The 26,214-nt window shown below is 73.3% G+C and carries 26 protein-coding genes, 4 tRNA genes and 2 pseudogenes; 8 read left to right on the top strand and 24 right to left on the bottom strand.

From position 1 onward, the window contains the following. Positions 1-188 precede the first annotated feature (188 nt). The 7 genes and pseudogenes from QJS33_RS13915 to narJ form a co-directional block, all read right to left on the bottom strand. Positions 189-1,310 carry a cytochrome P450 gene (locus QJS33_RS13915; protein WP_306368382.1) on the bottom strand — a complete coding sequence of 374 codons (1,122 nt, stop codon included), beginning with the start codon at positions 1,308-1,310 and terminating at the stop codon, positions 189-191. Between the two features lie 138 nt (positions 1,311-1,448). Continuing rightward, a complete protein-coding gene (locus QJS33_RS13910) occupies positions 1,449-2,771 on the bottom strand; it encodes a cytochrome P450 (protein WP_372339656.1) in 1,323 nt (440 codons plus the stop codon). Positions 2,772-3,031: 260 nt separating this feature from the next. Next, a pseudogene (locus QJS33_RS13905) lies at positions 3,032-3,454 on the bottom strand (heavy metal translocating P-type ATPase); the annotation flags it as partial. A gap of 75 nt (positions 3,455-3,529) precedes the next feature. After that, the gene (locus QJS33_RS13900; RefSeq protein ID WP_306368371.1) at positions 3,530-3,745 is read right to left on the bottom strand and encodes a heavy-metal-associated domain-containing protein; all 216 of its coding nucleotides are present in this window, start codon (positions 3,743-3,745) and stop codon (positions 3,530-3,532) included. A gap of 187 nt (positions 3,746-3,932) precedes the next feature. Then, complete coding sequence (locus QJS33_RS13895; RefSeq protein WP_306368370.1) at positions 3,933-4,532, bottom strand: GNAT family N-acetyltransferase; 600 nt, start codon at positions 4,530-4,532, stop codon at positions 3,933-3,935. A gap of 163 nt (positions 4,533-4,695) precedes the next feature. After that, on the bottom strand, positions 4,696-4,977 hold the full coding sequence (locus QJS33_RS13890; protein WP_306368369.1) for a GNAT family N-acetyltransferase: 282 nt from the start codon (positions 4,975-4,977) through the stop codon (positions 4,696-4,698). A gap of 247 nt (positions 4,978-5,224) precedes the next feature. Next, complete coding sequence (gene narJ, locus QJS33_RS13885) at positions 5,225-6,019, bottom strand: nitrate reductase molybdenum cofactor assembly chaperone (RefSeq protein WP_306368368.1); 795 nt, start codon at positions 6,017-6,019, stop codon at positions 5,225-5,227. A 645-nt stretch (positions 6,020-6,664) separates the two neighbouring features. Between narJ and QJS33_RS13875 the strand changes: the two are divergent. Then, positions 6,665-6,805: pseudogene (locus QJS33_RS13875) on the top strand (MFS transporter); the annotation flags it as partial. Between the two features lie 13 nt (positions 6,806-6,818). On the opposite strand, the gene QJS33_RS13870 reads toward QJS33_RS13875, so the two are convergent. Both QJS33_RS13870 and QJS33_RS13865 read right to left on the bottom strand, forming a co-directional pair. Further along, the gene (locus tag QJS33_RS13870) at positions 6,819-7,541 is read right to left on the bottom strand and encodes an rRNA methyltransferase (protein ID WP_306368367.1); all 723 of its coding nucleotides are present in this window, start codon (positions 7,539-7,541) and stop codon (positions 6,819-6,821) included. A gap of 60 nt (positions 7,542-7,601) precedes the next feature. Continuing rightward, positions 7,602-7,676, bottom strand: a tRNA-Asp gene (locus tag QJS33_RS13865). 110 nt (positions 7,677-7,786) lie between these two features. Here QJS33_RS13865 and QJS33_RS13860 point away from each other — a divergent pair. From QJS33_RS13860 to QJS33_RS13850, 3 genes are all read left to right on the top strand, one after another. Beyond that, entirely contained in the window at positions 7,787-8,200 is a 414-nt protein-coding gene (locus tag QJS33_RS13860; protein ID WP_306368366.1) for an RNA-binding S4 domain-containing protein, read from the top strand. 9 nt (positions 8,201-8,209) lie between these two features. Beyond that, a complete protein-coding gene (locus tag QJS33_RS13855) occupies positions 8,210-8,875 on the top strand; it encodes a phosphotransferase (protein ID WP_306368365.1) in 666 nt (221 codons plus the stop codon). Positions 8,876-9,031: 156 nt separating this feature from the next. Continuing rightward, positions 9,032-9,715 carry a DUF2306 domain-containing protein gene (locus QJS33_RS13850; protein ID WP_306368364.1) on the top strand — a complete coding sequence of 228 codons (684 nt, stop codon included), beginning with the start codon at positions 9,032-9,034 and terminating at the stop codon, positions 9,713-9,715. Here the strand turns inward: QJS33_RS13850 and QJS33_RS13845 are convergent. The 5 genes from QJS33_RS13845 to QJS33_RS13825 all read right to left on the bottom strand — a co-directional run bounded on the left by QJS33_RS13845 (position 9,712) and on the right by QJS33_RS13825 (position 14,812). After that, positions 9,712-10,509, bottom strand: a complete 798-nt coding sequence (locus tag QJS33_RS13845) for an alpha/beta fold hydrolase (RefSeq protein WP_372339655.1) — start codon at positions 10,507-10,509, stop codon at positions 9,712-9,714. The two genes, QJS33_RS13850 and QJS33_RS13845, sit on opposite strands and share 4 nt — an antisense overlap. Before the next feature lie 42 nt (positions 10,510-10,551). Continuing rightward, positions 10,552-11,349 (bottom strand): nucleotidyltransferase domain-containing protein, encoded by a 798-nt coding sequence (locus QJS33_RS13840; protein ID WP_306368362.1) that lies wholly within the window; start codon positions 11,347-11,349, stop codon positions 10,552-10,554. A gap of 78 nt (positions 11,350-11,427) precedes the next feature. After that, positions 11,428-12,054 carry a DJ-1/PfpI family protein gene (locus QJS33_RS13835; protein WP_306368361.1) on the bottom strand — a complete coding sequence of 209 codons (627 nt, stop codon included), beginning with the start codon at positions 12,052-12,054 and terminating at the stop codon, positions 11,428-11,430. After that, on the bottom strand, positions 12,051-13,004 hold the full coding sequence (locus QJS33_RS13830; protein ID WP_306368360.1) for a GlxA family transcriptional regulator: 954 nt from the start codon (positions 13,002-13,004) through the stop codon (positions 12,051-12,053). Before QJS33_RS13830 ends, QJS33_RS13835 begins: the two co-directional genes overlap by 4 nt. A gap of 107 nt (positions 13,005-13,111) precedes the next feature. Beyond that, positions 13,112-14,812 (bottom strand): helix-turn-helix domain-containing protein, encoded by a 1,701-nt coding sequence (locus tag QJS33_RS13825; protein WP_306368359.1) that lies wholly within the window; start codon positions 14,810-14,812, stop codon positions 13,112-13,114. Positions 14,813-14,975: 163 nt separating this feature from the next. Between QJS33_RS13825 and QJS33_RS13820 the strand changes: the two genes are divergently transcribed. Together QJS33_RS13820 and QJS33_RS13815 are read left to right on the top strand one after the other, a co-directional pair. Then, positions 14,976-16,085, top strand: a complete 1,110-nt coding sequence (locus QJS33_RS13820) for an alcohol dehydrogenase catalytic domain-containing protein (RefSeq protein ID WP_306368358.1) — start codon at positions 14,976-14,978, stop codon at positions 16,083-16,085. Positions 16,086-16,151: 66 nt separating this feature from the next. Next, complete coding sequence (locus QJS33_RS13815; protein ID WP_306368357.1) at positions 16,152-17,543, top strand: hypothetical protein; 1,392 nt, start codon at positions 16,152-16,154, stop codon at positions 17,541-17,543. A 179-nt stretch (positions 17,544-17,722) separates the two neighbouring features. On the opposite strand, the gene QJS33_RS13810 is transcribed toward QJS33_RS13815, so the two are convergent. The 7 genes from QJS33_RS13810 to QJS33_RS13780 all read right to left on the bottom strand — a co-directional run bounded on the left by QJS33_RS13810 (position 17,723) and on the right by QJS33_RS13780 (position 22,077). Continuing rightward, entirely contained in the window at positions 17,723-18,277 is a 555-nt protein-coding gene (locus QJS33_RS13810) for a hypothetical protein (protein WP_306368356.1), read from the bottom strand. A gap of 83 nt (positions 18,278-18,360) precedes the next feature. Beyond that, a complete protein-coding gene (locus QJS33_RS13805) occupies positions 18,361-19,122 on the bottom strand; it encodes a glycosyltransferase (RefSeq protein ID WP_306368355.1) in 762 nt (253 codons plus the stop codon). Between the two features lie 3 nt (positions 19,123-19,125). Beyond that, positions 19,126-19,782, bottom strand: a complete 657-nt coding sequence (locus QJS33_RS13800) for a UTRA domain-containing protein (RefSeq protein ID WP_306368354.1) — start codon at positions 19,780-19,782, stop codon at positions 19,126-19,128. 326 nt (positions 19,783-20,108) lie between these two features. Further along, positions 20,109-20,182 (bottom strand) — tRNA-Phe (locus QJS33_RS13795). Positions 20,183-20,206: 24 nt separating this feature from the next. Continuing rightward, positions 20,207-20,281 (bottom strand) — tRNA-Asp (locus QJS33_RS13790). 84 nt (positions 20,282-20,365) lie between these two features. After that, positions 20,366-20,438 (bottom strand) — tRNA-Glu (locus tag QJS33_RS13785). Between the two features lie 106 nt (positions 20,439-20,544). Next, the gene (locus tag QJS33_RS13780) at positions 20,545-22,077 is read right to left on the bottom strand and encodes a metallophosphoesterase (protein WP_306368380.1); all 1,533 of its coding nucleotides are present in this window, start codon (positions 22,075-22,077) and stop codon (positions 20,545-20,547) included. 115 nt (positions 22,078-22,192) lie between these two features. Here QJS33_RS13780 and QJS33_RS13775 point away from each other — a divergent pair, with 115 nt between their 5' ends. Next, a complete protein-coding gene (locus QJS33_RS13775) occupies positions 22,193-22,543 on the top strand; it encodes a metallopeptidase family protein (RefSeq protein ID WP_306368353.1) in 351 nt (116 codons plus the stop codon). A 342-nt stretch (positions 22,544-22,885) separates the two neighbouring features. Then, a complete protein-coding gene (locus tag QJS33_RS13770; protein WP_306368352.1) occupies positions 22,886-24,196 on the top strand; it encodes an MFS transporter in 1,311 nt (436 codons plus the stop codon). Positions 24,197-24,422: 226 nt separating this feature from the next. On the opposite strand, the gene QJS33_RS13765 is transcribed toward QJS33_RS13770, so the two are convergent. The 3 genes from QJS33_RS13765 to QJS33_RS13755 form a co-directional block, all read right to left on the bottom strand. Next, complete coding sequence (locus tag QJS33_RS13765; protein WP_306368379.1) at positions 24,423-24,683, bottom strand: PspC domain-containing protein; 261 nt, start codon at positions 24,681-24,683, stop codon at positions 24,423-24,425. Positions 24,684-24,901: 218 nt separating this feature from the next. After that, entirely contained in the window at positions 24,902-25,504 is a 603-nt protein-coding gene (locus QJS33_RS13760) for a TetR/AcrR family transcriptional regulator (protein ID WP_306368378.1), read from the bottom strand. 91 nt (positions 25,505-25,595) lie between these two features. Then, complete coding sequence (locus QJS33_RS13755; protein WP_306368351.1) at positions 25,596-25,982, bottom strand: PPOX class F420-dependent oxidoreductase; 387 nt, start codon at positions 25,980-25,982, stop codon at positions 25,596-25,598. Positions 25,983-26,214: the final 232 nt, after the last annotated feature.

Genomic DNA, 26,214 nt, shown 5'->3' with positions numbered 1-26,214 from the left:
GGAGAAAGTCGGGTGGCTGGGGACCGAGAGAGAATTCTAGGTTCCCCGAAGGGCGCACGACCCTCCTCCCGGGGGTAGTGGTCTCCTCCCCTTGAGGTGACATAACCTCGCAAATCGCCCTGACGTGCGACGATCCCGCCGCGGCGCCCCACAGGACGCCGGTTCGGCGGGACCGCGGCCCGGGCGTGTCAGCCCAGGCGCACCGGCAGGCTCTCCACCCCCGAGACGATGATGGACGGCAGCGGCGGCAGGTCCTCCACCGGGACCGCGAGTTCCAGGCCGGGGAAGCGCTCGAACAGGCGCGGCAGCGCCTCGTTCACCTCCATCCGGGCCAGGTTCGCCCCCAGGCAGTAGTGCCTACCGCGGGAGAAGCCCAGGTGGGAGGTGTCCTCCCGGGTGATGTCGAACAGGTGCGCGGTGTCGCCGTGGCGCTCGGGGTCGCGGCCCGCGGACCCGTAGCCCAGCAACAGGGGCTCGCCCGCCGGGATCCGCACCCCGGCCAGTTCGACCTCCCCGGTGGTGTAACGCATCGGCACGAACCCGCCCGGCCCGTCCCAGCGCATCACCTCCTCGACCGCGGTGGACCACTCGACCTCGCCCGAGTCCAGCAGCTTGAGCTGGTCCCGGTGGGTGAGCAGGGCGCGGACGGCGTTGGTGATGAGGTTCACCGTGGTCTCGTAGCCCGCGCTGATGATGAGCACCAGGCTCCAGATCAGCTCGTCCTCGCTGAGCCGGTCCTGCTCGTCGCGGGCGGCGATGAGCGCGGAGGTGAGGTCGTCGCCGGGTGCGGCGCGCTTGGCGGCGACCAGGGCGGTCAACAGCGTCCACAGCTCGAAGAACGTGGCCATGGCGGCCTCGGGGGTGATGCTCTGGTCGAAGAACACCCCGACCAGCCGGTGCAGCTCGCCCCGGTCCTGCCGGGACACCCCGAACAGGTCGCTGATGACCGTCGTCGGCAGCGGCTGGGCGAAGTGCGGTTTGAGGTCCACCACCCCGCCGGTGCGCTCCGCTTCGGCGGCCATCCCGTCCAGCAGGCCCTCGACGATGCCGACGACACCCGACCGCAGGTGCTCGACGCGGCGCGGGGTGAAGGCCTGGGAGACCAGTTTGCGCAGCCGGGTGTGCTGCTCACCGTCGCTGGTCAGCATGTTCTCGGCGATGATCCAGGAGATCAGCGGCCAGTCCGGCGGGATCTCCCCGGCGTTGAACGCCCGCCAGTGCCGTTTGTCCTTCTGGACCCCGGGATGGGCCAGGGCCTCGGTGACGGCGGCGTGGGTGGTGGCCGCCCAGGCGGTGACGTCGCCGGGCAGCACGACGGGCACGACGGGGCCGAGTTCACGCAGGTGGGCGGTCTGGGCTCTGAGGTTTCCGGGCGCGAGACGGACGGGTTCCAACGCGGATCCTTCCACGGGGGTCGGGGCGGGGGAGGACGGGGTGCGGGGGTCCGGTCATGACCGGCGCAGCAGCCTCTTCAGGAGGTTCGACAGGGACGACACGGCACCGCCCCGGGCGGGTTCGGGGGCGGCGGGGTCGGGCCCCGGTCCGGGTTCGGATTCGGGGGCGGCGGGTGTCTGCGGGGTGAAGCGGACCGGGAGGGACACCGGGGCCCAGGACAGGGTGGCCAGCCTCCAGCGCAGCTGTTCCGGGGGGACGGCCAGTGCCGGGTCGGACAGCCGCTCCAGGATCCGGCGGGTGGCGATGGTGGCGATCGTGGTCGCCTCGTCCCGGGCCGGGCAGCGGTGGGGGCCCGCGCCCCACGCCACGTGGGCGCGGTTGGCACCGTCGGACACCTGCTCCGCGTTGTCCTTCTGGAAGAAGTGGTTGGCGGCGGCGAAGGCGAGCAGGATGGGCGACCCGGCCTCGATGACACGGCCGCCGTCCAGCGGGACGTCGACGCGCGGGTAGATCACCGGGTAGTTGGTGATCGGCGGATCGCGCCACAGCACCCGCTCCACCAGGTCGTTCAGCGCCGCCGGGGAGGGACCGCCGGGGACGCGCAGGGCCGGGTCGGTCAGGACGGCCCGCAGGGCGGAGTCGATGAGCGCGGCGGTGGGCTCGTTGGCGGCCGCGATGATGAGGAGGAGCTGCATGATGACCTCCTCGTCCGAGAGCCCGGCGCGGTGCCGGATCAGGCGGCTGGTGAGGTCGTCCCCGGGTTCGCGGTGCTTGGCGTCCACCACCTCCGACAGCGCCCGCTCTGCCTCGGCGTTGGAGCGCTCGGCGTCCACCCCGGCCCACAGGTTGCGCATGGCGGCGACGAACCGCAGCCCCTGGCCCTCGTCCATGCCGAACAGGTCGTTCATGACCAGCAGCGGCAGCATCCGCGCGTACTCGTTGAGCAGGTCGGCCCGGCCGCGTGCGCAGAACTCGTCGATGAGCCGGTCGGCGTAGCGGGTGGTGACGGCGGCCAGGCTCGCGGAGGTGACCGCGCCCAGGGCGTCGGTGATCGCCCGGCGCAACCGCTGGTGCTCAGCCCCGTCCACGAACAGGGCGTTGGCGCGGGGCGCCATCATCGGCAGCAGCGGGTTGTCGGGGCCGACCCGGCCCTCGGTGAAGTCCCGCCACAGCCGGGCGTCGTGTGTGAACGTGGTCGTGTCCCGCGACCAGGAGATCAGGGTGGTGTAGTCGGTGACGACCCAGCCGTGTACCCCGGGCGAGAGTTCGGCGGGGATCACCGGCCCGTGGTCCGCGCGCATCTTCGCGTACGCGCCGTACGGGTCGGGGTGCGGTTCGCTCTGGTACAGCGCGGCGTGGGGGCATCCTGAAGACACGGCGACCTCGGGAGGTGGGGTGACGCGGCCTGGGCACGGTGGTCCCGGACGTACCCGGCCCGGAACCCCTGAGGGTGTGCGGGCTCACACTAGCGTCCGGGATCCCGCCGGTGCGAGACCTGATCCCTGCTGTGCCCTCTGCTCCCCCGGTGACCTGGAGTGATGTGGCCGTGACCGGTCCCGGCCACGGCGGTGCCGCCGGTTCGGACGGCGGGCGCCGCGGTCCAACGGCCGAAGCGGCGCAGTCGTAGGCTGTCGGTGACCACGAACACGCCGGACACGGCCAGGTCGGCGATGGGGGTCGGCTGCTCGGCACCGCCGCGCAGCACGGTGGCGTCCTTGGCGCCCGACTCCATGAGCGCGCGCAGGGCGGCGCCCGCCCGCCGTTCGGAGCGGGCCTCGAAGTAGCGTCCGGCCAGGATGAAGGCGGTGACCCCGGCGGCGACCTCCAGGTAGATGCCGGCGGAGCCGTCGGTGCGGGCGATGGTGAGCTCGAAGGGGTGCGTCATGCCCGGATCGCCCGCGGTGCCCGGGAACAGCGCGCAGAAGGAGACTCCGGCCTTCTCGGTGGCGTGGTCGACGGTGACGGTGACGCCGTCCCTTTCGTCGGGGCGCTTCTCGACGCGGTCGGCACAGGCGGCGCAGGTCATACCACCGATCGCCGGCTCAACGGGTGCGCTCATCCTCGGTGCCGCTCCCGCCGCCACCGGAACAGCTCGGGGCCGACCCGGGGGCCGGCCCCGGCCGCCGCCGGTCTTTCAGCCGCGGACCTCGTAGCCGGCCTCGTCGATGGCGGCGCGCACCGCGGCGTCGTCCACGGTGCCCTCACCGGTCACGGTCACCTTCTTGGCGCCCAGGTCCACCTGGACGTCGGTGACGCCGGCGACCGCGCCGACCTCCTGGGTGACGGAGTTGACGCAGTGACCGCAGCTCATACCGTCAACGGTGTAAACAGCGGTGGTCGTGGTGGCCATTTCGCCTCCTGTAGTGACGTGTGACTGTCCCAACACGACCGACTATACCCCTAGGGGGTATGACGCCGTCAAGCGGACCCGCCCCTGATGAACGCGCCTCCCCGCACATTACCCCAGGGGGGTACCGCTCGGACAAGGAACACGGGGACCGCCGGGCACGGTGAGCCCCCGCGCAGGCCTCCCGGCCCTACTCCTGCTTCAGCTCCAACCGGGCGATGACCCGCTCACTGGTGTGGTGGTCCGTCAGCGCGAACCCGGCCCGCCGGAACATCTCGACCGTCCCGGCGTACACCTCGGCGCTGGGCGCGCGCCCCCCGGCCGTGTCCACCGGGTAGGCCTCCAGCACCCGTGCCCCCTGCGCCCGGGCGTACTCGATCGCCCCGTCCAGCAGACGGCCGCCCATCCCGCGGCGGCGGCGCCGCGGCGGCAGCCAGAAGCACACCAGGGACCACACCCCCGGTTCGCCGGGGTCGGCGGGACGCAGCGTCCGGGAGCGGGACAACCGGATGTAGTCGCCCCGGGGCGCCACGGACACCCAGCCGCAGGGGCCCTCCTCGTCGTAGGCGAGCAGGCCCGGAATCCGGCCGTCGAGCGTGAGCCTGCGCAGCTCCTCCTTGTTGTCCGCACCCCGCTTGGACCGCTCGCACGTGGTGCTCTCCGTGTAGTCCTTGGCCCGCCTGCGGAAGAAGGTGCACCAGCAGTGCCCGTAGGCTCCGGTCGGCCCGAACAGGTTCTCCAGGTCGTCCCACCGCTCGGCGGTGGCGGGCTCGATGGAGACGATGGACATGGGGGGCTCCCTCTCGAACACAATGACCGCCACTGTGACCCAGAACACTAGCGGTCATTCGCCGTGACCGAAAGAACACGGATGCAATCACATGAACGGAAAATCACGAAAGCGCACACATGTCCCCCTCACCCGGCATCCCCTACCGAGTGGGCGATCCCGCTCACTGCACGAGGTCGGCGTACTGCTTGTTCTTGGCGATGTACGCCTGCGCGTAGGGGCAGACCGGCATGACCTTCAGCCCCTTGGCCCGCACGTCGTCCAACGACCGGCGCATGAGTTCGGCCGCCACCCCGTGCCCCTGGTGGACGGGGTCCACCTCCACGTGCGGAAGCGCCAGCACCCCGTCCTCCAAGCGGTGGTAGGCCGAGAAACCGACCACCTTCCCATCGACGCTGACCTCGTACCGCGAACGGTCCGGCACGTCGACGACCGTCAGGTCCATGGCTCTCCCTCGTTCGTGCGCGCCCGGTGCGCACACCTCACGAATGCCACTTTCCCACCCGCACCCCCCGCACACACCCCGCTTCTCCCCCGGGCCTGCGCCGGGGCCGCGACCGCCCACGGCGACCGCGGCCCCGGCGCCCCGGATCAGCCCCCGGAGCGCCCGCCCGCGCAGGGATCGGCGGCCCCCTCCGAGCACGCCGACCCGGCGACGTCCCACCCGGCCAGGGCGGCCCGGTCGCACCCGCTCACCGGGTCTCCCGCCCGGCGTCCTCGGCGCGCGGCCGCGGCACCGGACCGCAGCCGCAGCCCTCCGCCGCGGAATCCGTCCCCGCCATCGGGAGCGGGTCGCACACCCCGTAGGGCTCCGGCCCGACGTCCTTCACGGGCGGCCCCTGCACGATCGGCCGGTCCACCGCCTCGCGGTCGGCCGCACGCTGCGGCGGCAGGGTCAGGCGGACCGCGTCCACCACCCGCGCGTACGGCGTCCCGTACTCCGCCAGGGCCCGGGCCAGCAGGTCCAGCCCCGGACGGAACCGCAGCAGCAGCTCCTCACCCCGGGTACCCGGGCCGCGTGCGGCGAACTCCAGCAGCACGGCCAGGTGGTCGGGCGGCTCACCGGGCAGGACCTCCCGGCCCGCCTCCCGGTAGACCGCCTTGATCTCGGCCAGGGGGCGGCCGTGCCGCCGGGTGTCCCCGTCGGTGTAGTAGGTCATGTGCAGCGTCCGGTGTCGGCGCGGGTCGAACACGTCGACGTAGTGGGCGCACAGTTCCGGTTCGGGTGTGCGGCAGGCGTGGTCGCAGAACTCCTGGAGGGCTTCGCGCACGGTCCCGCGGGGCAGCTCCGCGACCGCCCTGGCCACCAGCGGCAGCCGTTCGAAGAACGCCTGGTCGGGGTAGCCGAGCAGGACGGACGCCGCCTGGTGGGTGACCGCCCTGCGGTGCACCCGCCGGGCGGACCGGTCGGCGCCGAGCCAGTCCGCGCCCTCCCGCCCGGGCGCCGTGGCGGTCCCGGTTCCGGTCTTGTCGGTGGTGGTGCTCATCGCAACCCCCTCACACGGGGCGGCCGGGGCCGCCTCCGCCGTCGGTGTCGTGGTCGCCTGCACGGGGCGGGACGGGCCCGTCGGGCCGGCCAGGCGGTCCCGGCCGTGGACCGGGGCGGGCGCGACCGGTCCATGCCGGAGGCGTAGGCCGCCCGGCCCGTGGCGGTGCGGCGCTCCTCCCGGCCCGCGTAGTGCGCCCACCCGCCGCCGTCGGCACCCTGGCAGCCGGTGGGCAGAGCAGGCCCGGGAAGGCCCGGTAGGCGTTCTCACCGTGGAACCACCGGTCGGTGCCCGCGCCCGGGATGATCATGGCGCGGCCCCGCCGGCCTCGGCGGTGTCGGTGAACTCCCGGGCGATCCGCTCCGCCCGCTCGGCCTGCGCGGAACAGCGATTCACCGGCTTCGCCCTTTGCCGCCATGAACATGAACCCCCGTTCGACAGCCCGCGCCCGGCGGCCACCACATTCCGTTAATGAATATGCCTGTTCCGCACGGAAAGTCACGTATCCCACACCGGTCCGGGTGACAATCGCGGCAGATCCATGCGAATCACCGAGATCGGTGCGGGAAGACGAGAAGTCGCCGTACGAGCGGAAGCCGGGCGGCAGGAGACGCGTTCCGGTACGGCGGGCGACGGCCTCGCCCCGGCCACGGCGGCGTGTTCGCGCTGGTCGCCAAGCCGGTGGAGCCGTCCCGGGCGGGCACCGTGACCGGCCCGGTGGGTACGGCCGGCGGATCGGGCGGGTACCTCCCGCCGCTGGTGCCGGGCGTGATCTGCCGGGCGACGGACCGCCCCGGGCTCAGGCGACATCCCGAGCGCGCACCAGGGCCGCCGCCCGGACGCCGACCCTGACCCGCTCCAGGGCGCGCACGCCCTCGGGCAGGGGGACCCGGCGCGTGCGGGCCGTCACGACGATGACGGCTTCGGGGGGCAGGGCCCGGCCGAGGGAGGCGAGCAGGCCGCCCACCGGGTCCGACCCGGGGACCCGGCCCGCCCAGTCGGTCATCCCGCCGTAGGGGACGTCGGTGACGACCAGGTCGGCGGCCACCGGGTCCCGATCGGAGAACACGTCGGCGACGGCCGCCTCGTGCGGCAGGTCGCCCCCGGCCCGGGCCAGGCCCCGCGCCAGTTCCCGGGTGTCCTCGGCCCGCTCCACGAAGGAGGGGCGGCCGAAGTCGCGGGCCGACCGGCGCAGCTCCTCCTCGCGTTCGGCCAACCCCTCCGCGGTCAGCAGCCGCAGGTTGCGTTCGGCCAGGTCCACCGCATCGGGGTCGATGTCGGTGGCGCGCACCGAGGCGATCCGCTCGCGGTGCAGCAGGCCCAGGACGGTGGCCAGGTAACCGCTTCCGCAGCAGGGGTCCCACAGCCGCACGGCCGGGAGGCCGGTGTGCACCGCGGCCCGCTGGAAGAGTTCGTCGGCCAGGCGCACCGGGAACCCCGGGAAGCCGGGCGCCGAGCGGAGCACGTGGCCGCTCGCCAGCGCCGAGTGGTCGGTGCGCTCGGTCGCGTACCGGTACGTCATCGTGTTCCCTCCCGGACAACGGCGAAGGCCCGGCGTCCTGGGACACCGGGCCTTCATGTGCGGTCCTGACGGGATTTGAACCCGCGGCCTCCACCTTGACAGGGTGGCGAGCACTCCTAACTGCTCCACAGGACCTCGTTGCAGGTACAACTCTAGCGTGACTTCGGAGTGGTTCGTACCGTCGTCCCCGTAAAGTGATCCACGACGCCCCGAACGTCCCCGAACAGCCCAGAGGAGCCCCGCGCGTGAGCGACGCAGCACCCCTTCCGTCCGGTCCCGACAGCACCCGGGTCGACCGCTGGCTGTGGGCCGTCCGCCTCACCAAGACCCGCTCCGACGCGGCCCAGGCCTGCCGGGGCGGCCACGTACGGGTCAACGACCGCCCGGCCAAGCCCGCCTCCCCGGTGAAGGCCGGCGACGAGGTGCGGCTGCGGCTGCACGGCACCACCCGGATCGTGGAGGTGGGGCACGTGCTGGAGAAGCGGGTGGGCGCGCCGATCGCGACCCGCTGCTACGTGGACAACACCCCCGAGCTCCCGCCGCAGGCGACGATCCCGGTGATCCGCCGCGACCGGGGCGCGGGCCGCCCCACCAAGAAGGACCGGCGCCTGCTGGACCGGCTGCGCAGCGACATGCCGCCGCCCCCCGACACCCTCTGAGGACCGCCCGTGGACCGCACGACCCCCCTGGCCTCCGGCCGCGACGCCGACGTCTTCGCCCTGGACGGGGAGCGGGTGCTGCGCCGCAACCGCGACGGGCGCTCCCCGGCGGCCGAGGCCGCGGTGATGGAGCATGTGGCGGCGCACGGGTTCCCGGCCCCGCGCGTGCACTCCGTCGAGGGACCCGACCTGGTCATGGAGCGGCTGCACGGCCCGTCCCTGCTGCACGCGGCGTTGGCCGGGGAGGTCACCGCGGAGGAGGCCGCCCGCATCATGGCGGACCTCCAGGGGCGGCTGCACTCACTGCCCGCGCCCGGCGGCGCGGGAGCGCTGCTGCACCTGGACCTGCACCCGGACAACATCGTGCTCACCGGCGCGGGACCGGTGCTCATCGACTGGACCAACGCCCGGACGGGCGAGGCCGACCTGGACGTGGCGATGTCGGCGCTGATCCTCGCCCAGGTGTCGCTGGCGGACACGTTCCCGGAGCCGGTGTCCGCCCTGGCCGGCGCGGGCCTGGCCGCCTTCCTGGAGCACACCGGCGGCGACCCGGCGCGGCTGCTGGAGGCGGCGGTGGACCTGCGCGCGGCCGACCCCAACCTGGCGCCGGAGGAGGAGGCCGTCCTGGCCGCGGCCGCCGCCGCGATCCGCGGGCGGACGGCGGCGCGACCATAGGACGCGGCGTCCCCGAGGACCCCCAGGGGCTCTCAGGGGACGGGGCCGCCGGATGTCCTGAACAGGCCGGGTCCCTCCGGGTGAATCCCCATACCGCCGCGGAGCGCCCGCGGCGACAGTGGAGGCGAAGCATCCTTCACACTCCTGGAGAGCCCGATGCCGCCCTCACCCCCCGTCCCCTCCGCGCCCGCGCACCGTCCGCGCACCGCGGCCCTCGTCGGCGTGACCGCCCTGTGCGCGCTGGTCGCCCTGGTCTCCGTCGCCGCCTATGTCGGCCTCGACCCCGCCGACGCCCGGGTCGGGCTGCGCGACTTCGGCCTGCACTACCCGGTCCTGGTCCTGCACGTCGGCACCTCGGTACTGGCGCTGCTCACCGCGCCGCTCCAGCTGTGGCCCGCGCTGCGGCGCCGGGGCGCCCACCGGGTGATCGGCCGGATCCACCTCTTCGCGGGGGTGTTCCCCGGCGCGGCGTCCGGACTGGTGCTCGCGGTGATGAGCACGTACGGGCCCGTCGCCCAGACGGGCTTCGCCCTGCTGTCCGTGCTGTGGTTCGCCACGGCCGCCGCCGGGTGGCGGGCGATCCGGCGGGGGCGCGTCGCCGACCACCGGGCGTGGGCGGTGCGCGTGTTCTCCCTGACCCTGGCCGGGGTGACACTGCGGCTGCTGCTCCCCCTGTCACTGGTCGCCCTCGCGCCTCTGGCGGGGCCGGACGCCGACGGGGAGGAGCTCTTCGCCATGGTCTACCCGGCGATCGCGTGGCTGTGCTGGGTGCCCAACCTCGTCGTCGCCGAGCTCTTCCTGCGCCGCCGCTCCGGGACCGCCGCTGCGGCGGTCCGCTAGAGCGGGTGCGCGGCGAGGAAGTCGAGGACCTCGCGGGTGGCCTTGGACCCGCCCTCGTGCAGGTAGCCGTGGCGCAGGCCGGGCAACACGAGTAGGCGGGCGTCCGGGATGCGTCCGGCCAGCAGAGCGGCGTTGCCGACCGGGGTGAGCTCGTCGTCCTCGCCGTGCACGACCAGCGTCGGCGCCTGGACGTCCGGGAGCAGGTCCCAGCCGTCGTAGCCCGAGCTCGCCCCGAAGTGCAGGCGCTGGGCGCGCAGCGGGCCGCGCGGCAGGATGCGGGCGACGGTGTCCGGGTGCGCGTCCGCCCACTGCGGGGTGTAGAACAGCGGGCCAATCTTCTGCGCGCCCGCGGCCGTGCTCGCCTGGCGCAGCGCCAGGGTGGACTCGCGGGGCCGCTCCACCTCGTTCGGGCCGCCCGGGGCGGTGGCGCCCAGGACCAGGGCGCCCACGCGCTCGGGGGCGGTGGCCGCCATCCGCTGGGCGACCTTGCCGCCCATCGAGAACCCGTAGACGTGGGTGCGCCCGATGCCCAGTGCGTCCAGCACCGCCAGGGCGTCCTCGACGAACAGGTCCAGCGTGTACGGGGGGTCGAGCGGGGCGTCGCTGCCGCCGGTGCCGCGGAAGTCCGTCCGGATCACCCGGTGACGTTCGGCCAGGGCGGCGTGCGGCCCGTCCCACATCTCGTGGTCGAGGGCCTGGCCGTTGAAGAGCAGGAGCGGGTCGCCCTCACCGAGGACGTCGTACCAGATGCGGGTTCCGTCGGAAACGGTCACGTGGCTCACGGAACCGGACACTACTCGAAGAAACACCCGTCGGCCGTGGCCCCGGTCACCTCGTCACCTCGGCGCCTTCACCCCGTGGGCCCGGCGGTACTCCTCGGCGACACGCGGTGCCGGCTCGTCGGTGATCATCCCCAGCAGTTCCCGGTCCGGCACCGGGTCCGTGGCAGCGGCGGCGGTGCGCCGCAGGTCGGCGGCCCACTCCGGGTGGTAGCGGGCGACGACCTCCGCCGACCGCACGAGGTCGCTGGTCCAGCCGCCCCAGCGCGGCATGACCGGGCAGAACGCGCTGCGGACGGTCTTGCGCGCGGCCCGGCGCACCACGGCGCGCAGGTCGTCGCCGCGGTCGGCGGCCGCCCGCCAGCGTTCGGGGAACAGGTGCAGGTCGCCGTTGGTCTCCCGGGCCGGCAGGGAGGTGGGGCGGTACGCGGGCAGTCCGTCGGCGAGGTCGGCCCCCGGCAGCGGCGTGCACAGGCAGGCGACGAAGAAGCCGGAGTCGTTCGGGTCGGCGAGGACCGCCGCCGCGTCGTCCAGCAGGATGCCCGCCCCGTCGATCTGCTCGGAGGCGGTGTCCAGGTCCCGCTCGATCCGCCGGGCCGCCGCCCGGTCGGCGTCGGTGGGCGCCTCGTGGAACACCAGCATCAGGTCCAGGTCGGAGCGGCCCGGCCGGGCCGTCCCGCGCGGGATGCTGCCGTACAGGTAGGCGCCGTGCAGAGCGTCCCCGTAGGCCGCGGTGACCTGCTCCCGGGCCGCCGCGACCACCGGGGCGAACACCGGTGCCACCCGGTCGAGGGAGCCCTCACGGGCGATCGTTCCGTCGGGGTCCAGCCCCCTGCCCGCGCCGTCCTCGTCCATGGCGGCCGGCCTGCCGGAACGGCCGCTGCCCGCGCAACGCGATTCCCGCCCCGCCCGGGCGTCCGGGCGGGGCGGACGTCAGGAGGCGCCCGCCCCGGCGGGGACCGAGGGCTCGTCGGCGAGGTAGGGCGGGGCCGGCTCGTACTGGATCAGCCCGCTCACCGTACGCGCGTGCCCGCGCCCGTACAGCCTTCCCACCAGCCACAGCGACATGTCGATCCCGGCGGACACGCCCTGGCTCGTCACCAGGTTCCCGTCGACCACGTACCGGGCGTCGCGGACCACGGTCACGTCACCGCGGGCCTCCAGCCCGTCCTCCCAGGAACGGTGCGTGGCCACACGCCGCCCGCGCGCGGGGCCCGCCGCGTGCAGGAGGTGGGCGCCCGTGCACACCGACGCCGTCCAGTCCGCCGCGGCCGCGGTCCGGGCCACCCAGCCGGTCACGGCGGGGCTCTCCGACGCCGTCGTGCGCGCCCCCTCCCCGCCCGGCACGACCAGAACGTCCAGCGGGGGGTGTTCGCCGAAGGCGTGGTCCGGCAGGACCCGCAGGCCCTTGGCGCACCGGACCACGTCTCCGGTCTCCCCGATGAGCAGGACGCGGTCGCCGCGGTCCCGCACCAGGGCCGAGGTGGCCAGCACTTCCCAGGGGCCGGCGAAGTCGAGCTCCTCGACCCGGTCGAAGACCAGGATGCCGTAGGTGGTCATGCGTACTCCTTCGTTGCTCGGAACCTGCTGCGGTAGTCGGACGGGGCGACCCCGACCCGGCGGTGGAAGGCCCGGCGCAGGGTCTCCGCGGTCCCCAGGCCGAAGCGCCGGGCGAGGGCGTCGACGGGCTCGCCGCCCTCGGCCAGCGCCCGCCGGACCGCCTCGATGCGCACCCGCTCGACGTAGGAGGACGGCGGCTCCCCCAGCTCAGCGGTGAACCGCCGCTGTAGGTGGCGCGGGCTGAGCCCGGCGGTGGCGGCGAGCCGGGCCACCGAGTGGTCGGCACCGGGGTCGGCGTGGACCGCGTGGACGGCCTCGCGGATCGGGTCGGTCCGCGGGCGGACCGACCACAGGGGGACGCTGAACTGCGACTGGCTTCCCGGACGGCGCAGGAACATCACCAGTTCCCGTGCCACCTCGTGCGCCGCCTCGGACCCGTGGTCCTCCTCCACCAGGGCCAGGGCGAGGTCCATCCCGGCCGTGACGCCGGCGGAGGTCCACACGTTCCCGTCGGCGATGAAGATGGGGTCGCAGTCCACGGTCGCCTCCGGGTGCTCGCGGACGAGCTGTTCGCGGCGCTTCCAGTGGGTGGTGACCCGGCGCCCCCGGACGAGCCCCGCCGCCGCCAACAGGAACACCCCGCTGCACACCGACGCCACCCGCCGCGCCTGGGGGGCGGCCGCCGCGATCCACCCCACCAGTGCGGGGTCGAGCCGGGCGGAGTCGACCCCGGCGCCGCCCACGACCAACAGGGTGTCGGTGCCCCGCGGGTCCAGGTCCCCGAGCCCGTACCCGGCGTGCAGGGGGAGGCCGCTCGACGTCCGCACGGGGCCCGCGGCGGGCGCGACCACCCGGCAGTCGTACCGGCCCGTGTGGCGGAGGACCTCGTAGGGGCCGGTGAGGTCGAGCGATTGGAAGCCGTCGTAGACGACGAAGACGACGCGTCTCATGCGTTCAAGCGTGCCGCCGTGCCCACGATGGCGTCAACGACACGCACCCCACGATTCGCGCCGTCTCCGGCCGACGGAAGGGCGGCCGGAACGGGGACGGGCCAGGGTCAGCCGGGCGACGCGGACCCCGGAGCCGTCCCCCGTTCCGGGCCGCCGGGGCGGCGCAGGCCGACCTGGGCGTCGCGCACCTGGAGTGCCAGGTGCGTCTCCAGGCGGCGCGGCGAGGCGTCCCAGCCCGGTCCGAGGAGGGCGCCGATCCGGGTGAGCCGCTGCCTCACGGTGTTGCGGTGCAGGTGCAGCAGCTCGGCCACCCGGGCGACGCTGCCGTCGGTCTCCAGGTAGTAGAAGGCGGTGCGGGTCAGGTCGGTGTCCCGCTCGTCGTCGTAGGCCAGCAGTGGGTCGACGCCGCGGGTGAGCGACTCCGGGAGGCCACCGGTACGGGCCAGGTCGAGGAGCGCGTGGACCATGCCCAGACGGTCGCCGTCGAGCACCCCGTCCCGGTCGAGGGTGATGAGCGACCCGAGCGCGAGCGAGGCCCGCCGGTGCGCGTCGGGCAGGTCCCCCAGCGCCGTGACCGGCCCGGCCGCACCGGCCCGCAGCGGTCGGCCCCGTTCGGCGGACGCCGCGCGCAGCCTGCCCTCCCAGTCGGGTGAGGCGGTCACCAGGCACAGGTGGTCCGAGTGCGCGGTCATCACCGTCCGGCCGACGGCCGAGCGCAGGACCTGCCGGTACCGCCGCACCTGCGCGGCGGGCACGTCCAGGGCGACACACCACAGGCGGTCGTCGGTGTGCAGGCCCCAGCGGCGCATCCGCCGCTCCATCCGGTCGTGCGGGAGGTCGGCTCCGGAGAGGAGGTCGTCGATCAGCTCGTCCTGGCCGCGCAGGTCGGCGTCCTCCTCCGCCCGGCTGAAGAGCAGGGCCAGGGCGACGTGGACGGCGACCCTCTCCAGCAGCGCCCTGCCGTCCGAGCCCAGGACCGAGGCCGTGTGCAGACTGCCCAGGGTCTCGGCCGCCGCGGTGACGGCGACGGAGGTCCCGGGCTCGGGTACGGGGTCGGCCGGGTCCGCGGTCGCGGCGGACGGCGCGCCGGAGGCGTCCCGCAGGTACAGGTCGTCGTCGAGGGCTCCGCGGCCGATGGCGAGGACGCGCCCGACGTCCGGCGAGACCATCACCGCGTCCAGGAGTCTGCGGTCCAGCTCCACGATCCGGGTGGCCAGTTGCAGCTCGGCGGCGCTGCGCCGGTGCTCCACGTTGAGGAGCTCGGCCTGGCGGGCCACCTCCTCGAAGCGCAGCGAGTTGTCGATCGCGACCGCCGCCTGCTTGGCGATCGACTCCACGCAGCTGACCTCCTCCGGCTCGAACCGGCGGGACCGGCGCTCGGCCACGATGAGCGCGCCGATCACCCGGCCGGCCACCGTGAGCGGCGCGCCCATGATCGTCTCGACCGCCTCGGCCCGCACGATCTCGTCCACCTCCGGATCGTGCACGACCGCGGGGTCGTCCAGATAGGCGGAGGTCTGGAAGGGCGCCAGGCCGGTGGCCACCTGCCCCAGCACCCCGACTCCGAGCGGTATGCGCAGAGCCCGGTAGGCGGGCGTGGTGACGCCGTCGGACTGGCGGATGTAGGTGTCGCCGCGCTCGGGGTCGTTGAGGCTGATGTACGCCATGTCCGCGCCGACGATGGCGCGTGTGCGGCGCACGATCGCCTGGAGCACCGCCTCCACGTCGCGCAGTGCGGTGAGGTCGGTGGCCGTGTCGAGGAGGACCCGCAGAAGGTCCTCACGGGAACGCCGCATGGTGTGCTCCATGCACACATGGTAGGTGGATCAATGGTCTCCAGCACATCGTGTGCCACATCACCGGCACGTTAACTTTCAGTAAGTTGCCTGGTCAAACCGCATGTGTCGGTTCCGACCGGGCTTCCGCTCGTCTTGAGGCGCATGCGGACCACACGAGAGAGGACGGACGAGGATGCGGATCACCGGAGCGGTGCTGGAGCGGATCGGGCTGCCGCGGCCGTACGCCGACTCGGCCCCCATCAGCGTGACCCCGGTGGAACTGGGCGAGCCGGGGCCGACCGAGGTCCGGGTGCGGATCGAGGCGGCCGGGGTGTGCCACTCCGACCTGTCGGTGCTCGACGGCAACCGCGTCCGCCCGGTCCCGATGCTCCTCGGCCACGAGGCCGCCGGCCGGGTCGAGGCCGTCGGCTCCGAGGTGACCGACCTGGCCGTGGGCCGCCGCGTCGTCATGGCCTTCCTCCCCCGCTGCGGTGACTGCGACGGCTGCCGCACCGACGGGCGCCTCCCCTGCGGGCCGGGCAGCACGGCCAACAACGAGGGACGACTGCTGAACGGCGGCCGACGCCTCACCCGCGACGGCGCGGCCGTCCACCACCACCTGGGCGTCTCCGGCTTCGCGACGCACACCGTGGTGGACCGCGCCTCCGTCGTCCCCGTGGACGACGACGTCCCCGCCGAGGTCGCGGCGGTGCTCGGCTGCGCCGTGCTCACCGGCGGCGGCGCGCTGCTCAACGCGGTGCGTGCCGGGGAGGGCGAGAGCGTCATGGTCGTGGGCCTGGGCGGTGTCGGCATGGCAGCGCTGCTGGCCGCCGCGGCACAGGTCACCGGCGACGTCATCGCCGTCGACACGGTCCCCGAGAAGCTGGCACTGGCACGGGAGCTGGGCGCCACCCGCGCCCACACCCCGGCCGAGGTGATCGGGCAGGGCATCAGGGCCTCCCACGTCATCGAGTGCGCCGGGCACCCGAGCGCCTTCGAGACCGCGTTCGCCGCCACGGCCCCGGGCGGCCGCACGGTGACCGTCGGCCTCCCCGGCCCGGACGCGACGGCGCGGCTCTCCCCGCTCACCATGACCGCCGAGGCGCGCACCGTGATCGGTTCCTACCTGGGCTCGGCCGTCCCGGCCCGGGACATCCCGACCTTCGCCCAGTGGTGGCGTGAGGGCCGCCTGCCCGTGGAACGGCTCATCAGCCGCCGGATCCGCCTGGACGAGATCAACGAGGCCATGGACGAGCTCGCCGACGGAAAGGCCGTACGCCAGGTCATCGTCTTCGACGAGTGACCCGGCGATCCGTGTAGAAGACGCCCCGGGCACCGCCGCGCCCGGGCCATACGAAAGCACCGAACCATGAGTAAGAGATCCCCCGGCCCGGACGCGGCCTCCCCCCATTGGAAGGCGGGCCCGTTCGAGGTCCGTCTGCCGTTCGTCCACTACAGGTTCCAGTGGCAGGACTACACACAGGGCCTGGTCATGTGCGCGGTCGACCTGTCCGCGATCCCGCTGCTGATCGAGCTGCTCGGGATGCCCTTCGAGGCCGCGCTCGCCGTGGTCGTCCTCAACGGTGTGCTCTACCTGCTCCACCACCTGCTGGGCGACCCCGTGGTCCCGGGCTGGATCACGCCGGCCATCCCCCTGCTCATGGTGTACTGCCAGCAGTTCCCCGAGGGCCCCGAACGGGTCCAGGCGCTCATCGCCTTCCAACTCGTGCTCGCCGCGCTGTCGATCACCCTGGGGGTGACCGGACTGGCGGCGAAGGTGGTCCGGTTCATCCCGAACGCCCTGCGGGCGGGCATCGTCGTGGGCGCGGGCTTCGCCGCCGTCCAGAGCGTGTTCGCCGAGGGCGGCCGGTTCGAGACGTTCCCCTGGACCATCTCGATCGCCGTGGGGCTGGCCTTCGTCCTGCTCTACTCCAAGGGCTTCGCCGCGGCACAGCAGCGCAGCCGGGTGCTGCGGCTGATCGGGAGCCTGGGCATCCTGCCGTGCATCCTGCTCGCCGTCGTCATCGCCCCGCTGTTCGGCGAGGCGCCCTGGCCGACCCTGGAGTGGGGTTTCGCGACCCCCGACTTCGTCACCCTGTGGACGCAGTACACCGTCTTCGGTGTGGGCCTGCCCCCGCTGACGATGCTGGTCACCGTGATCCCCACCGTGGCCGCGGCCTACATCGTGGTCTTCGGCGACGTGCTCCAGGCGCGCGCCGTCCTCGACGAGGCCGCCGAGGTGCGCACCGACGAGAAGGTCCGCTACAACCCGAACCGCGCCCACATGATCTTCGGCGCCCGCAACGCCGTCATGGGCGTGATCGGCCCGGACGTCACCATGTGCGGTCCGCTGTGGGCCGCGATGCACGTGGCCATCTCCGAGCGGTACAAGAAGGGCCGCGACGCGATGCAGTCGATCTTCAGCGGTGCCGGTTCGTTCCGCTGGGGCACCAACACCGGCCTGTGGCTGCTGCCGATCGTGTCGCTCGTGGAACCCGTCCTCGGCGTGGCGCTCGCCCTCACCCTCATCATCCAGGGGTTCGTGAGCGTCAAGGTCGGGATCCTCGAAGCGCGCAGCAGGACCGACCTCGGTATCGCCGGTGTCACCGGCGCCGTCCTGGCGCTCAACGGCGCCGCCTGGGGCTTCGCCGCGGGCATCGTCCTGTGCCTGCTCGTGTACGGCCGCCGGTTCTTCTCCGGTGAGGACGACGGTGTGATCGGCCACGGGGGCGAGCCCGCCGCCGCACCCGCCCGGGACTGACGACCGCCGCTCCCGCCCCCGCTCCCCCGCGGCGGGGGCGGCCGGTCCGTGGTCGCCGTCGTGCCGGAGGAGCCGATGACCATCCGCGCGCCGGTGGCCGACGACCAGGCGATGATCCGCAACGGCCTGCGCAACCGCGTGGAGGTCGCCGCCTGGGCCCGGGAGCACGGCCTGATGGGCTAGAGGTCCTTGCCCCGCCGGGCGGCGAGGATGATCAGGACGCAGGCGGCGACGGCCGCGAACACCCCGGGCCCGGCGGCGGGGCCGTCGTCCTCCGGGGCGTACGTCCAGAAGAAGAGGAACAGCACGGGCGGCACGGCCGCGGCGATCTGCGCGGTGAGCAGTACCCGGTTCCCCACCGCGGCCTCGTCGCTCCCCAGCGCGAACACCGCCCATACGGCCGTCAGGAAGGCGAACGCCAGGACCAGGAACCCGAGCAGCAGCCCCCAGCGCTCCGCGTCGAGCGCGGCGCCCCACAGCTCCCACCCGGTGGCGGAGCCGAGGGCGTCCAGGGAGATCTCCCCCTCGTCGGAGATCCGGAGCCCGTGGGGACCGGTGTCCCGCAGCCAGGGCAGTGCCGGGGACAGGAACACCGCGGTCGCCCCGACCGCCAGCCCAAGGGAGGCCACCCGTGCCCGGTTGTCCTGCTGCCGCTCCTGGAAGGACCTGGCCTCCAGCTTCCTCAGCCGCTCCCGCAGCGCGTCGATCTCGTCGTAGGCCGATCTCTCGCCCATCCCGGTCCCTTCCTCCGACCACTCGCGAAGGGGAGAGAATCCCACACCCCCGCGCGGTCCCCGAAGCCGGTCCCGGACGGCCGTCACCCGGCGGGGCGGTGGTACTCCCAGCCGGTCAGGGCGAGCGCCTCCGCCCGGGCCCGGACCACGGCCATGCGGGCGGCGCGTTCGGCCCCGTCCTCGTGCGCGGGCGCCGCGGTCACCTGTCCGGGCCACTTGCGGTAGAGCAGGCCGGGCTCGGCGGTGAACCAGCCGCGGCTCACCGCGTCGAGGGCGAGCAGGAGCCCGGTGTCCTCCGAGGCGGGCAGGGCCATCCAGCCGCCCAGGGCGAGCAACGGCTCCCGGCGGACGCACAGGGTGGCCGGATGGACCTGCGCCCGGAAGTCGTGCGCCTTCCAGTAGTCCAGGACGGCGCCGCGCTCGATCGGCCCCTCCTCGGGGTCGTCGTCGAAGCCCCTGGTCGTACCGTCCGGCAGGAGGTCGAGCACACGCGAGGCGGTCCACGCGATCCCCGCGTTCGACGTGAGGGCCTCGATGTCCCGGGCGAGCGCCCCCGGGGTCAACCGGTCGTCGGCGTCCAGGACCTTGACGAGACCGCCCTCCGCGCGGCTGAGCCCCATCGTGCGCGCCATGCCGGCCCGCCCCCGCCTCCCCTGCCCGAAGCTCACCCGGTCGTCGTCCGGCAGGCGGGGCCCGACCGCGTCCGTCTCCCCGTCCTCCTGGACGACCCACTGCCAGTCCCACCCGTCGGGCAGCCGCTGCTCCGCGAGGGACCGGTAGGCGTCCGGCAGGAAACCGGCCCCGGGGGCGTGCACCGCCGTGATGACGGAGATCAGTCCGGGCATCGGCTACCAGCGCTCCAATCGGGTCGTGAAGACCGCTTCGGCGCGGTCCCCGGGAAGGACGATCTCGGACCAGTCCACAACACGCTCCCGCGTGTCGATCGAGGTCTTCTGTACCACCATGACCGGGACGCCCGGGCCGAGGCCGAGTTCGTCGGCCTCCTCCTCCGTCGCGGGCCGCGCGGTGACCCGCTCCTCGACCCGGTCGAGTTCGATGCCGACGGCGTGCAGCTGGCTCTGCGTGCCGCCCGGCCACGGCTCCTTCGCCTCGTCCAGCAGGTCGGGTTCGCCCCTGATCATGTCCACCACCAGGTAGGAGCGCACCAGGTCGAAGGGGGCGTGCTCGTCCCGGTGCCGGGTCCGGTACCGGCGCTCCAGGAGATCGGTGCCCTCGGGGACGCCGAGGGCCCGGGCGAGCCCGGCGTCGGCCGCCACCCGGCGGTAGGCCGCGCTGAACACGAGGTCGTCCCTGCCCAGGCCGGTATCGCGTTCGGTGGCACCGGTGGCGAGCCGCTCCTCCCGGGTGGTGCGGGCGCGGTCCTTCTCCCACTGGTGCCGGTCGTCGCGGCGCCGGACCGGCCGCCGGGGCCGTCGAACCGCGCTCGCGCCCCCGGGCGCCGTCTCCCCTTGCCGGGTCCGCCGGTGCTCCTCGTCCGTGGCCATGGACCGTTCCCCGCTCTCCTGGACGCGTCCCCGGTCGTGGAGGGGCGGGCGGAAGCGGCCGGCCGGCGGCCGCTTCCCACCGCGCCCGGGACCGGCTCCGACCATCGTGACCCGTGACCGCACCCGAACACCCCGGGACCCGCCGCCGCTACTGAGCCCTCCGGAACTTCTGCACGCATTCAGCGCAGTCGGCGATGACCCTCGTGAACGTGGCCGTGTATTGGCCGTGGGCGCCCACCGGCACCCGCCGCCGCCCACCGAGGCACCAAAAGGGCCCGTCACCTGTTTGTGCAGGTGACGGGCCCTTTTTGCATGTCTTGAGATTGTGGCTAGGGGCGGGGTCGAACCGCCGACCTTCCGCTTTTCAGGCGGACGCTCGTACCAACTGAGCTACCTAGCCGTACCGCCGAGAGTTCGGCGAGTGCGGTCCTGACGGGATTTGAACCCGCGGCCTCCACCTTGACAGGGTGGCGAGCACTCCTAACTGCTCCACAGGACCTGATATCGATCGCTTCCCGGGGCTCCCCGGTCCGCGTCCGCGGTTCCATTCTGCCAGACATCCGACAGTGGTCGAACCGCCTCGTACCCCCAACGGGATTCGAACCCGCGCTACCGCCTTGAAAGGGCGGCGTCCTAGGCCGCTAGACGATGGGGGCCCGTGTGACAGGTCCAGCATAGGGGAGATTCCCACCAACACCAAAGCGATTCGCCCGCTCCGGCGAAAGCGCCCCGACCTGCGGCCGCACCGCCCGTCCGGGCCGCTCAGCGGTCGCCCCCGCCGCCCTCGGACTCCTCGTCGGCGTCCGGTTCGGGCTCGCCCACCGGGCGGTCGGGGTCGGCCTCGATATGCCGTTCGACCTGGGCCGAGGTCAGCCCGAGCCCGCCCAGATCGATGTCGTCGCGGGCCTGTAGCCGCCCGGTCTCGGAGTCGAAGTACAGCACCGAGGCCTGGTAGGGGGTCGGTCGACCCTGGCCGTGATCAAGGCCACGCAGTCCGGCGCCGCCGGTGGAGCCCTGGCCGAGGAACCGGGTGCCCTGTTCGGTGAGCCGGGTGGAGCGCAGGTGGTCGCCGCCGGTGAGCACCAGCGGGACGACCCCGTCGAACGCCGCCGCCTGCGTCCGCGTGTGCAGGAGGGCGAGGTCGACCTCCTCCCGGCCCCCGGCGACCTCCGCCGCCTGCTCCTCGCCGAGCGCGGCCACCCCTGCGGCCGTCGGGTTGAGCCGGGTCGCGTCGGGCGTGTACCGGGGGTCCCCCGCCCCGTACAGGGTGAGCCCGCCGACCTCGCGGACCTCCCCGTCCAGCACCACGGCGTTGGGCTGGGCCGCCACCGCGCGCTGGGTGCCCATGGAGTCGTGCTGCCCGCGCACCCACACGTAGGGGACGTCGAGCCCGCCGATCTCGTCGGCGAACACGTCCTCGGCGGCGCTGCCCCGGTCGGTGAGGTCGCCCGAGTCCACGATGAAGTCGACGGCGTACTGCTCCCGCAGGGTGCGGATGATGCTCCACGACGCCGGGTTGAGCTGGATGTCGGACACGTGCAGCACCCGGATGACGGACTCGTCCTCCTCGTACACCGGCAGGCCCGAGGTCGCCTCGTAGATCATCGCGACGTTGCCGACCAGTCCGGCGAGCTGCTCCTGGTACTCGTTGAACCGTCCCACGACCTCCTCGGCGCTGCCGACGACCTGGGGCGCGCCCGCGATGAGGCCGGTGTAGCGGGGCTCGGCGATGGCGCTCGGGTTGAAGGTGTACCCGGCGGCCGCCCCGGACCCGGCCAGGACGGCCAGGCAGACCCCGGACCCGGCCAGCGCCCGCCACACGCTGCGGAACAGCAGCAGACCCATGACGGCCGCGCCCAGTGCCGCGGCGAGCACCGACCGGACCACCAGGGCGATGACTCCCTCGCGCAGGTCGGAGCCGATCCCGGCGGCCATCCGGTTGATGGCGTCGGGGTCGGCGAACATCTCCTGGGCGGCGGAGAGCCGGATGTCGGAGATGGTCGCCTCCAGCCGCAGCGGCGCGCTGTGGGTGTCGAAGGCGAGCTGTCCCAGGGGGGCCACGTTGACGACGGTTTCCCCCCGCCACTGGGGGCTGAGGCTCAGGGTGACGTCGGCGGGGCCGATCGGGGTGACGACCTGGCCGGCCAGCGCCAGGCCGAGCCATCCGCCGACCAGGCCCGCGACGACGACGCAGCTCCAGCGCCAGGCCCGGCCGGCACGTATCCGGGACGGGGTCTGGCGGAGCCGCCGGGCGGCACCGCGGAAGTCGTACGCGCGGATCGCTTCCCAAGACAACACCCCCCCATCATGCCGCCGACGGGGACCGTTCCCAACGTTTCCTCCCGACCAGAGTGTTATGTCGATCCCGCTCTCCCCCGCCGGGTCGGCGGCGCGGCGCCCGGACGGCACAATGGCGGTTGTGGTGGAACTGACGCGCAGGGAGTTCGAGGAACTGGTCGCCGACGCTCTGGACGAGATCCCTCCGGAGCTGGCGGGCCTCATGGACAACGTGGTGATCACCGTCCAGGACGAGTCGCCGGACGGACTGCTCGGCCTCTACGAGGGCATTCCGCTGACCGAACGGGGGGATTCCTACTTCGGCGTGCTGCCGGACCAGATCTTCATCTACCGGCTCGGCATCTGTGCGATCTGTGAGACCAGGGAGGATGTCGTGGAGGAAGTCCTGATCACGGTGGTCCACGAGATCGCGCACCATTTCGGTATCGACGACGAACGCCTGCACGAGCTGGGCTGGGGCTGATCACGGTCGTCCTAATGGGCGTTGTGCGACCGCCCGAAACCCCCACCCCCCGGGGAACCGGGTCCCACCCCCGCGGCTCTTCGTACACGGGCCCGGGACCGCGGACCACCGGCGCCCGCCCCCGGATCCCTTTCACCTCCAGCATTTCCACGGTGAACCGCACAGCCGGGTCGGAGTACCGATAGGGGCGAGATCCCGTGACCCGACGACCCATTACCCCCAGCAACGAATCAGACACGAATTCCTTGCAGCGCCTTGCGAGAAAGCCTACGTTCCGGGACGGTTGGTCATTGGGACACGACACAGCGTGATTTCAACCCTGTAACAGTAAGGGAGTGCCGGATGGCCAATCCGCGCCTCGACAAGACACCTGACAACGAGGGCCACGAGCCCCCGTCCCCCCCGCAGAAGGACGCTTGGCGCAGTAGCTACCGCGAGGTCATGGCGATCGGGGAGTTCCGCGCCATCTGGTCGGCCCACACCATCGCCACCATCGGCACCAACCTTCTCAACATCGCCGCGAGCATTCTCGTCTACCAGATCACCGGTTCTCCGCTGGCCGCGGGATTCACCATCGCCCTCGGCTTCCTTCCCCCGCTCATCGCCGGACCGTTCCTGTCCGGACTGGCCGACCTCTTCCCCCGCCGCCGGGTGATGGTCGTCTGCGACCTGGTGCGCGCCGTGCTCATCGTCTCCATCGGCATCCCGGGACTGCCGCTGTGGGCGGTCTGGGCGCTGCTGTTCTGTTCGGTCCTGCCCGCGCTCCCCTTCGCCGCGGCGCGCGCCGCCATGCTGTCGGAGATCATCCAGGGCGAGCGCTACGTCGCCAGCACGGCCATCATCCAGCTCACCGCCCAGGTCGGGATCCTGGTGGGCTTCATGGCCGGCGGCTTCACCTCGGGCCTGTTCGGAGCGCACGCCACCGTGATGTGCAACGGGGCGCTGTTCGTCGTGACCGCGCTCATCGTGCGGTTCGGGGTCAAGGCGCGGCCCGCGCCCGAGCGCGCGGAGAAGGAGGAGGGCGGCGGCTACGCGGCGTTGATCGCCGGAGGGGCCAGGCTGGTCTTCGGCGACCCCCGGCTGCGCACGCTCGCACTGATGGCCTGGCTGGCCGGGCTCTACATGGTCCCCTACGGGTTGGCGACCCCGCTGGCGGCGGAGGCGGGCGGCGGCGAGACCGCGGCCGGTGTCGTCATGGCGGGCTCGTCGATCGGCGCCCTCGTGGGCGGGCTGGTCCTGACCCGCCTGGTGCCGCCGGTGACCCGGCTCCGGCTGCTGGGTCCGCTGGCCGTGCTGGCGTCGGTCCCGCTGCTGGTGTGGCTGTTCGACCCGCCGCTGTGGCTGATGGTGGTCGCGCTGGCGGTGTCCGGAGCCACCGCCTCCTACCAGTTCGTCGCCAACGCCGCGTTCGTGCTGTGCGTGCCGCCGGACGGCCGGGCGCGGGCCTTCGGCCTGGTCGCCGCAGGCCTCCAGGTCTCCCAGGGGCTGGGCATCCTCGCGGGCGGCTTCTTCGCCGAGTTCTTCGGCACCGGAACGGTCGTGGTGGGCGCGGGTGTGCTGGGCATCGTGTTCGCGCTGCTGCTGGTCCTGCCCTGGTCGCGAATGAGCGACGAGGTCACGCGCAGGATGCAGGAGACCGATGCCCCGGCCTGATCACGGGCCCGGTCTCACCCTCCACCGCCGGTCACCGCGCCGTCCACGGGGCCGTCGGCCCCGTCCCGGGATGATCCGCCGGACACGTCCTAGGGTCGGGGCCGGCGGCCCGCGGTGTCGGCACAGCGCTCACCGGAGTTCTCACGCTCCTCCTCGGCCTCGTGGTCGGGTCGCTGTGTCCGGAGGTCGCGTCGTTCCCACCCCGGGTGTGCTCTGAGGCTCCACATCAGTTCTGTCCCGGCCTTCCCTGGAAGTTGCGGATGATCTGTTCGAGCAGCGAGTACTGCTCGCCCTCGGCCGGCATGATCAGCAGCGCGAGGATGTACACGAAGACGCCGCTGAAGCCGAGCACGGTGAGGACCACGAACACGAGGCGGACGATGTTGGCGTCGATGCCGAGGTAGTCGGCGATACCGCCGCACACACCGGCGAGGAAGCGGTTGTCGTTGCTGCGTCGGAAGCGCTTGCCCTGGAGTTTCTCGTTCATGTCCTCAGCCTGCCCGCCCGCGGTGTCGTTGCCCATCGGGGAGAGCCCTGGAGCGTCCCTGACATCCCCCCGACGCCCCTGACGGGGCCCGGACGCGACCCCGGTGGGGTGCGCCGATAGTTCGACGCCGCCGGCGTTCCCGCCGTTCCCCTCACCCGGTGAGTCATGGAGCACACTACGGGCCGGGTACGACGAACGGCGGCCGCGGCGGGCCCGGCTCAGCGGCGCCCGTACACCTCGCCCAGGACGCGGAACGCGGCGCGGACCCGGGCGCGGATGCCCTCGACGTCCTCCTCCTCGGAGTAGCGCAGGTGGCGCATGGTGTGCCGCATGACGGCCATCGCGGTCACGGCGGCCAGCTGGGGCCGGTCCGACTCGGGCGGCTCGCCCAGGCGCTCGGCGATCGCCCCCGCCACCACCTGCTCCATGTCGTGGAACCGGGCCAGCACCCCGGGGACGAGCTGGGGCTCCCGGTCCATCAGCCGCTTGCGCAGCCGCATCTCCTCCCGCTGGGCGGGGAGGTCGTCGGTGTCGAGGAGGAACGCGATGAGCAGCCCGACGAGGTCGTCGGTGAAGTCCCCGGTGGGGCCGCCCGCGGCGAACTCCCGGGTGGCGCTCTCGTCGACCGTCCCGGGAGGCTCGCCCAAGAGGGCTTCCTCCTTCGTCCCGAAGTAGTTGAAGAAGGTCCGGGTGGAGACCCCGACGGCGGCGGCGATCTCCTCCACGGTGACGTTCTCAAGACCGTGTTCGAGCGTGAGCCGCACGGCGGCCTCCCGGAGGGCGCGCCGTGTGGCCGCCTTCTTGCGCTCGCGCAGCCCCATCCGCTCCTCCTCCCTCCGTTCCCCGGTCACCTGTCGCGCTCCTCTCCCCGGTCCGGCGCCCACCGCGCGGTCCAGCGGACCGCGTGTCCGGTCAGCGTCCGACGAACCGCTCGGGGCGGACTCGGACGACCACACGCCTCTCCTCGTCACTGTGCCAGGGATACGGGGTACCGAGGTACTTGTGGGCCAGCCGGTCGATGAAGGACTTGTCCGGGTCCTCGTCCACCCGGTCGACCACTCCGCGCACCTCCACGTACAGGTAGGGGTTGTCGGGGTCGAGGACGGAGACCGACACCCTCCCGTCCCGGGTGAGGTTCTTGAGCTTCTGCCGGGTGGTGGTCTGGCTGAAGCTCAGGAACTCCCCGTCCCAGTCGATCCATACCGGGCTGACCTGCGGCCCCCCGTCCGGTCCCAGGGTGGCCACGTGCCCGAACGCGGGCTTGCGCAGGATCTCCTGCTGGTGCTCGGCGAACTCCATGGTCGCTCCTCCTCCGTCGTCGGCCGCCGGTCGGCCGGTGACTGCGAGTACACCAGTGCCGCGCACCGGGATCGGGGAACGCCACGGCGCGGGCGGGAAACCGGCCGCCGGGAGTGCGCGGGGGCCGCCGCCCGGTCGACCTTCGTCGGGGATGCCGTCTCCCACCACCTCCTCGCGGGCGATGTGCCGCCCCCCGCGCCGGCCCGTAGTGTCATCGCGACCATGCCGCCGG

Origin of the sequence: Nocardiopsis sp. CC223A, from assembly GCF_030766825.1 — a bacterium.
Taxonomy (GTDB): domain Bacteria; phylum Actinomycetota; class Actinomycetes; order Streptosporangiales; family Streptosporangiaceae; genus Nocardiopsis.
The sequence above is the reverse complement of the archived record's forward strand: the minus strand, read 5'-3'. Positions and strand labels throughout refer to the sequence as shown.

Excerpts from the sequence above, each read along its gene's own strand:
- QJS33_RS13835 (WP_306368361.1), bottom strand. The coding sequence starts at position 12,054 with ATGACCACCTACGGCATCCTGGTCTTCGACCGGGTCGAGGAGCTCGAC.
- QJS33_RS13815 (WP_306368357.1), top strand. The coding sequence starts at position 16,152 with ATGAGTAAGAGATCCCCCGGCCCGGACGCGGCCTCCCCCCATTGGAAG.
- QJS33_RS13895 (WP_306368370.1), bottom strand. The coding sequence starts at position 4,532 with ATGTCCATCGTCTCCATCGAGCCCGCCACCGCCGAGCGGTGGGACGAC.
- QJS33_RS13870 (WP_306368367.1), bottom strand. The coding sequence starts at position 7,541 with ATGACGTACCGGTACGCGACCGAGCGCACCGACCACTCGGCGCTGGCG.
- narJ (WP_306368368.1), bottom strand. The coding sequence starts at position 6,019 with ATGAGCACCACCACCGACAAGACCGGAACCGGGACCGCCACGGCGCCC.
- QJS33_RS13825 (WP_306368359.1), bottom strand. The coding sequence starts at position 14,812 with ATGGAGCACACCATGCGGCGTTCCCGTGAGGACCTTCTGCGGGTCCTC.
- QJS33_RS13775 (WP_306368353.1), top strand. The coding sequence starts at position 22,193 with ATGGCGGTTGTGGTGGAACTGACGCGCAGGGAGTTCGAGGAACTGGTC.
- QJS33_RS13820 (WP_306368358.1), top strand. The coding sequence starts at position 14,976 with ATGCGGATCACCGGAGCGGTGCTGGAGCGGATCGGGCTGCCGCGGCCG.
- QJS33_RS13890 (WP_306368369.1), bottom strand. The coding sequence starts at position 4,977 with ATGGACCTGACGGTCGTCGACGTGCCGGACCGTTCGCGGTACGAGGTC.
- QJS33_RS13830 (WP_306368360.1), bottom strand. The coding sequence starts at position 13,004 with ATGAGACGCGTCGTCTTCGTCGTCTACGACGGCTTCCAATCGCTCGAC.
- QJS33_RS13760 (WP_306368378.1), bottom strand. The coding sequence starts at position 25,504 with ATGGGGCTGCGCGAGCGCAAGAAGGCGGCCACACGGCGCGCCCTCCGG.
- QJS33_RS13765 (WP_306368379.1), bottom strand. The coding sequence starts at position 24,683 with ATGAACGAGAAACTCCAGGGCAAGCGCTTCCGACGCAGCAACGACAAC.
- QJS33_RS13810 (WP_306368356.1), bottom strand. The coding sequence starts at position 18,277 with ATGGGCGAGAGATCGGCCTACGACGAGATCGACGCGCTGCGGGAGCGG.
- QJS33_RS13755 (WP_306368351.1), bottom strand. The coding sequence starts at position 25,982 with ATGGAGTTCGCCGAGCACCAGCAGGAGATCCTGCGCAAGCCCGCGTTC.
- QJS33_RS13805 (WP_306368355.1), bottom strand. The coding sequence starts at position 19,122 with ATGCCCGGACTGATCTCCGTCATCACGGCGGTGCACGCCCCCGGGGCC.
- QJS33_RS13770 (WP_306368352.1), top strand. The coding sequence starts at position 22,886 with ATGGCCAATCCGCGCCTCGACAAGACACCTGACAACGAGGGCCACGAG.
- QJS33_RS13800 (WP_306368354.1), bottom strand. The coding sequence starts at position 19,782 with ATGGCCACGGACGAGGAGCACCGGCGGACCCGGCAAGGGGAGACGGCG.
- QJS33_RS13850 (WP_306368364.1), top strand. The coding sequence starts at position 9,032 with ATGCCGCCCTCACCCCCCGTCCCCTCCGCGCCCGCGCACCGTCCGCGC.
- QJS33_RS13840 (WP_306368362.1), bottom strand. The coding sequence starts at position 11,349 with ATGGACGAGGACGGCGCGGGCAGGGGGCTGGACCCCGACGGAACGATC.
- QJS33_RS13900 (WP_306368371.1), bottom strand. The coding sequence starts at position 3,745 with ATGGCCACCACGACCACCGCTGTTTACACCGTTGACGGTATGAGCTGC.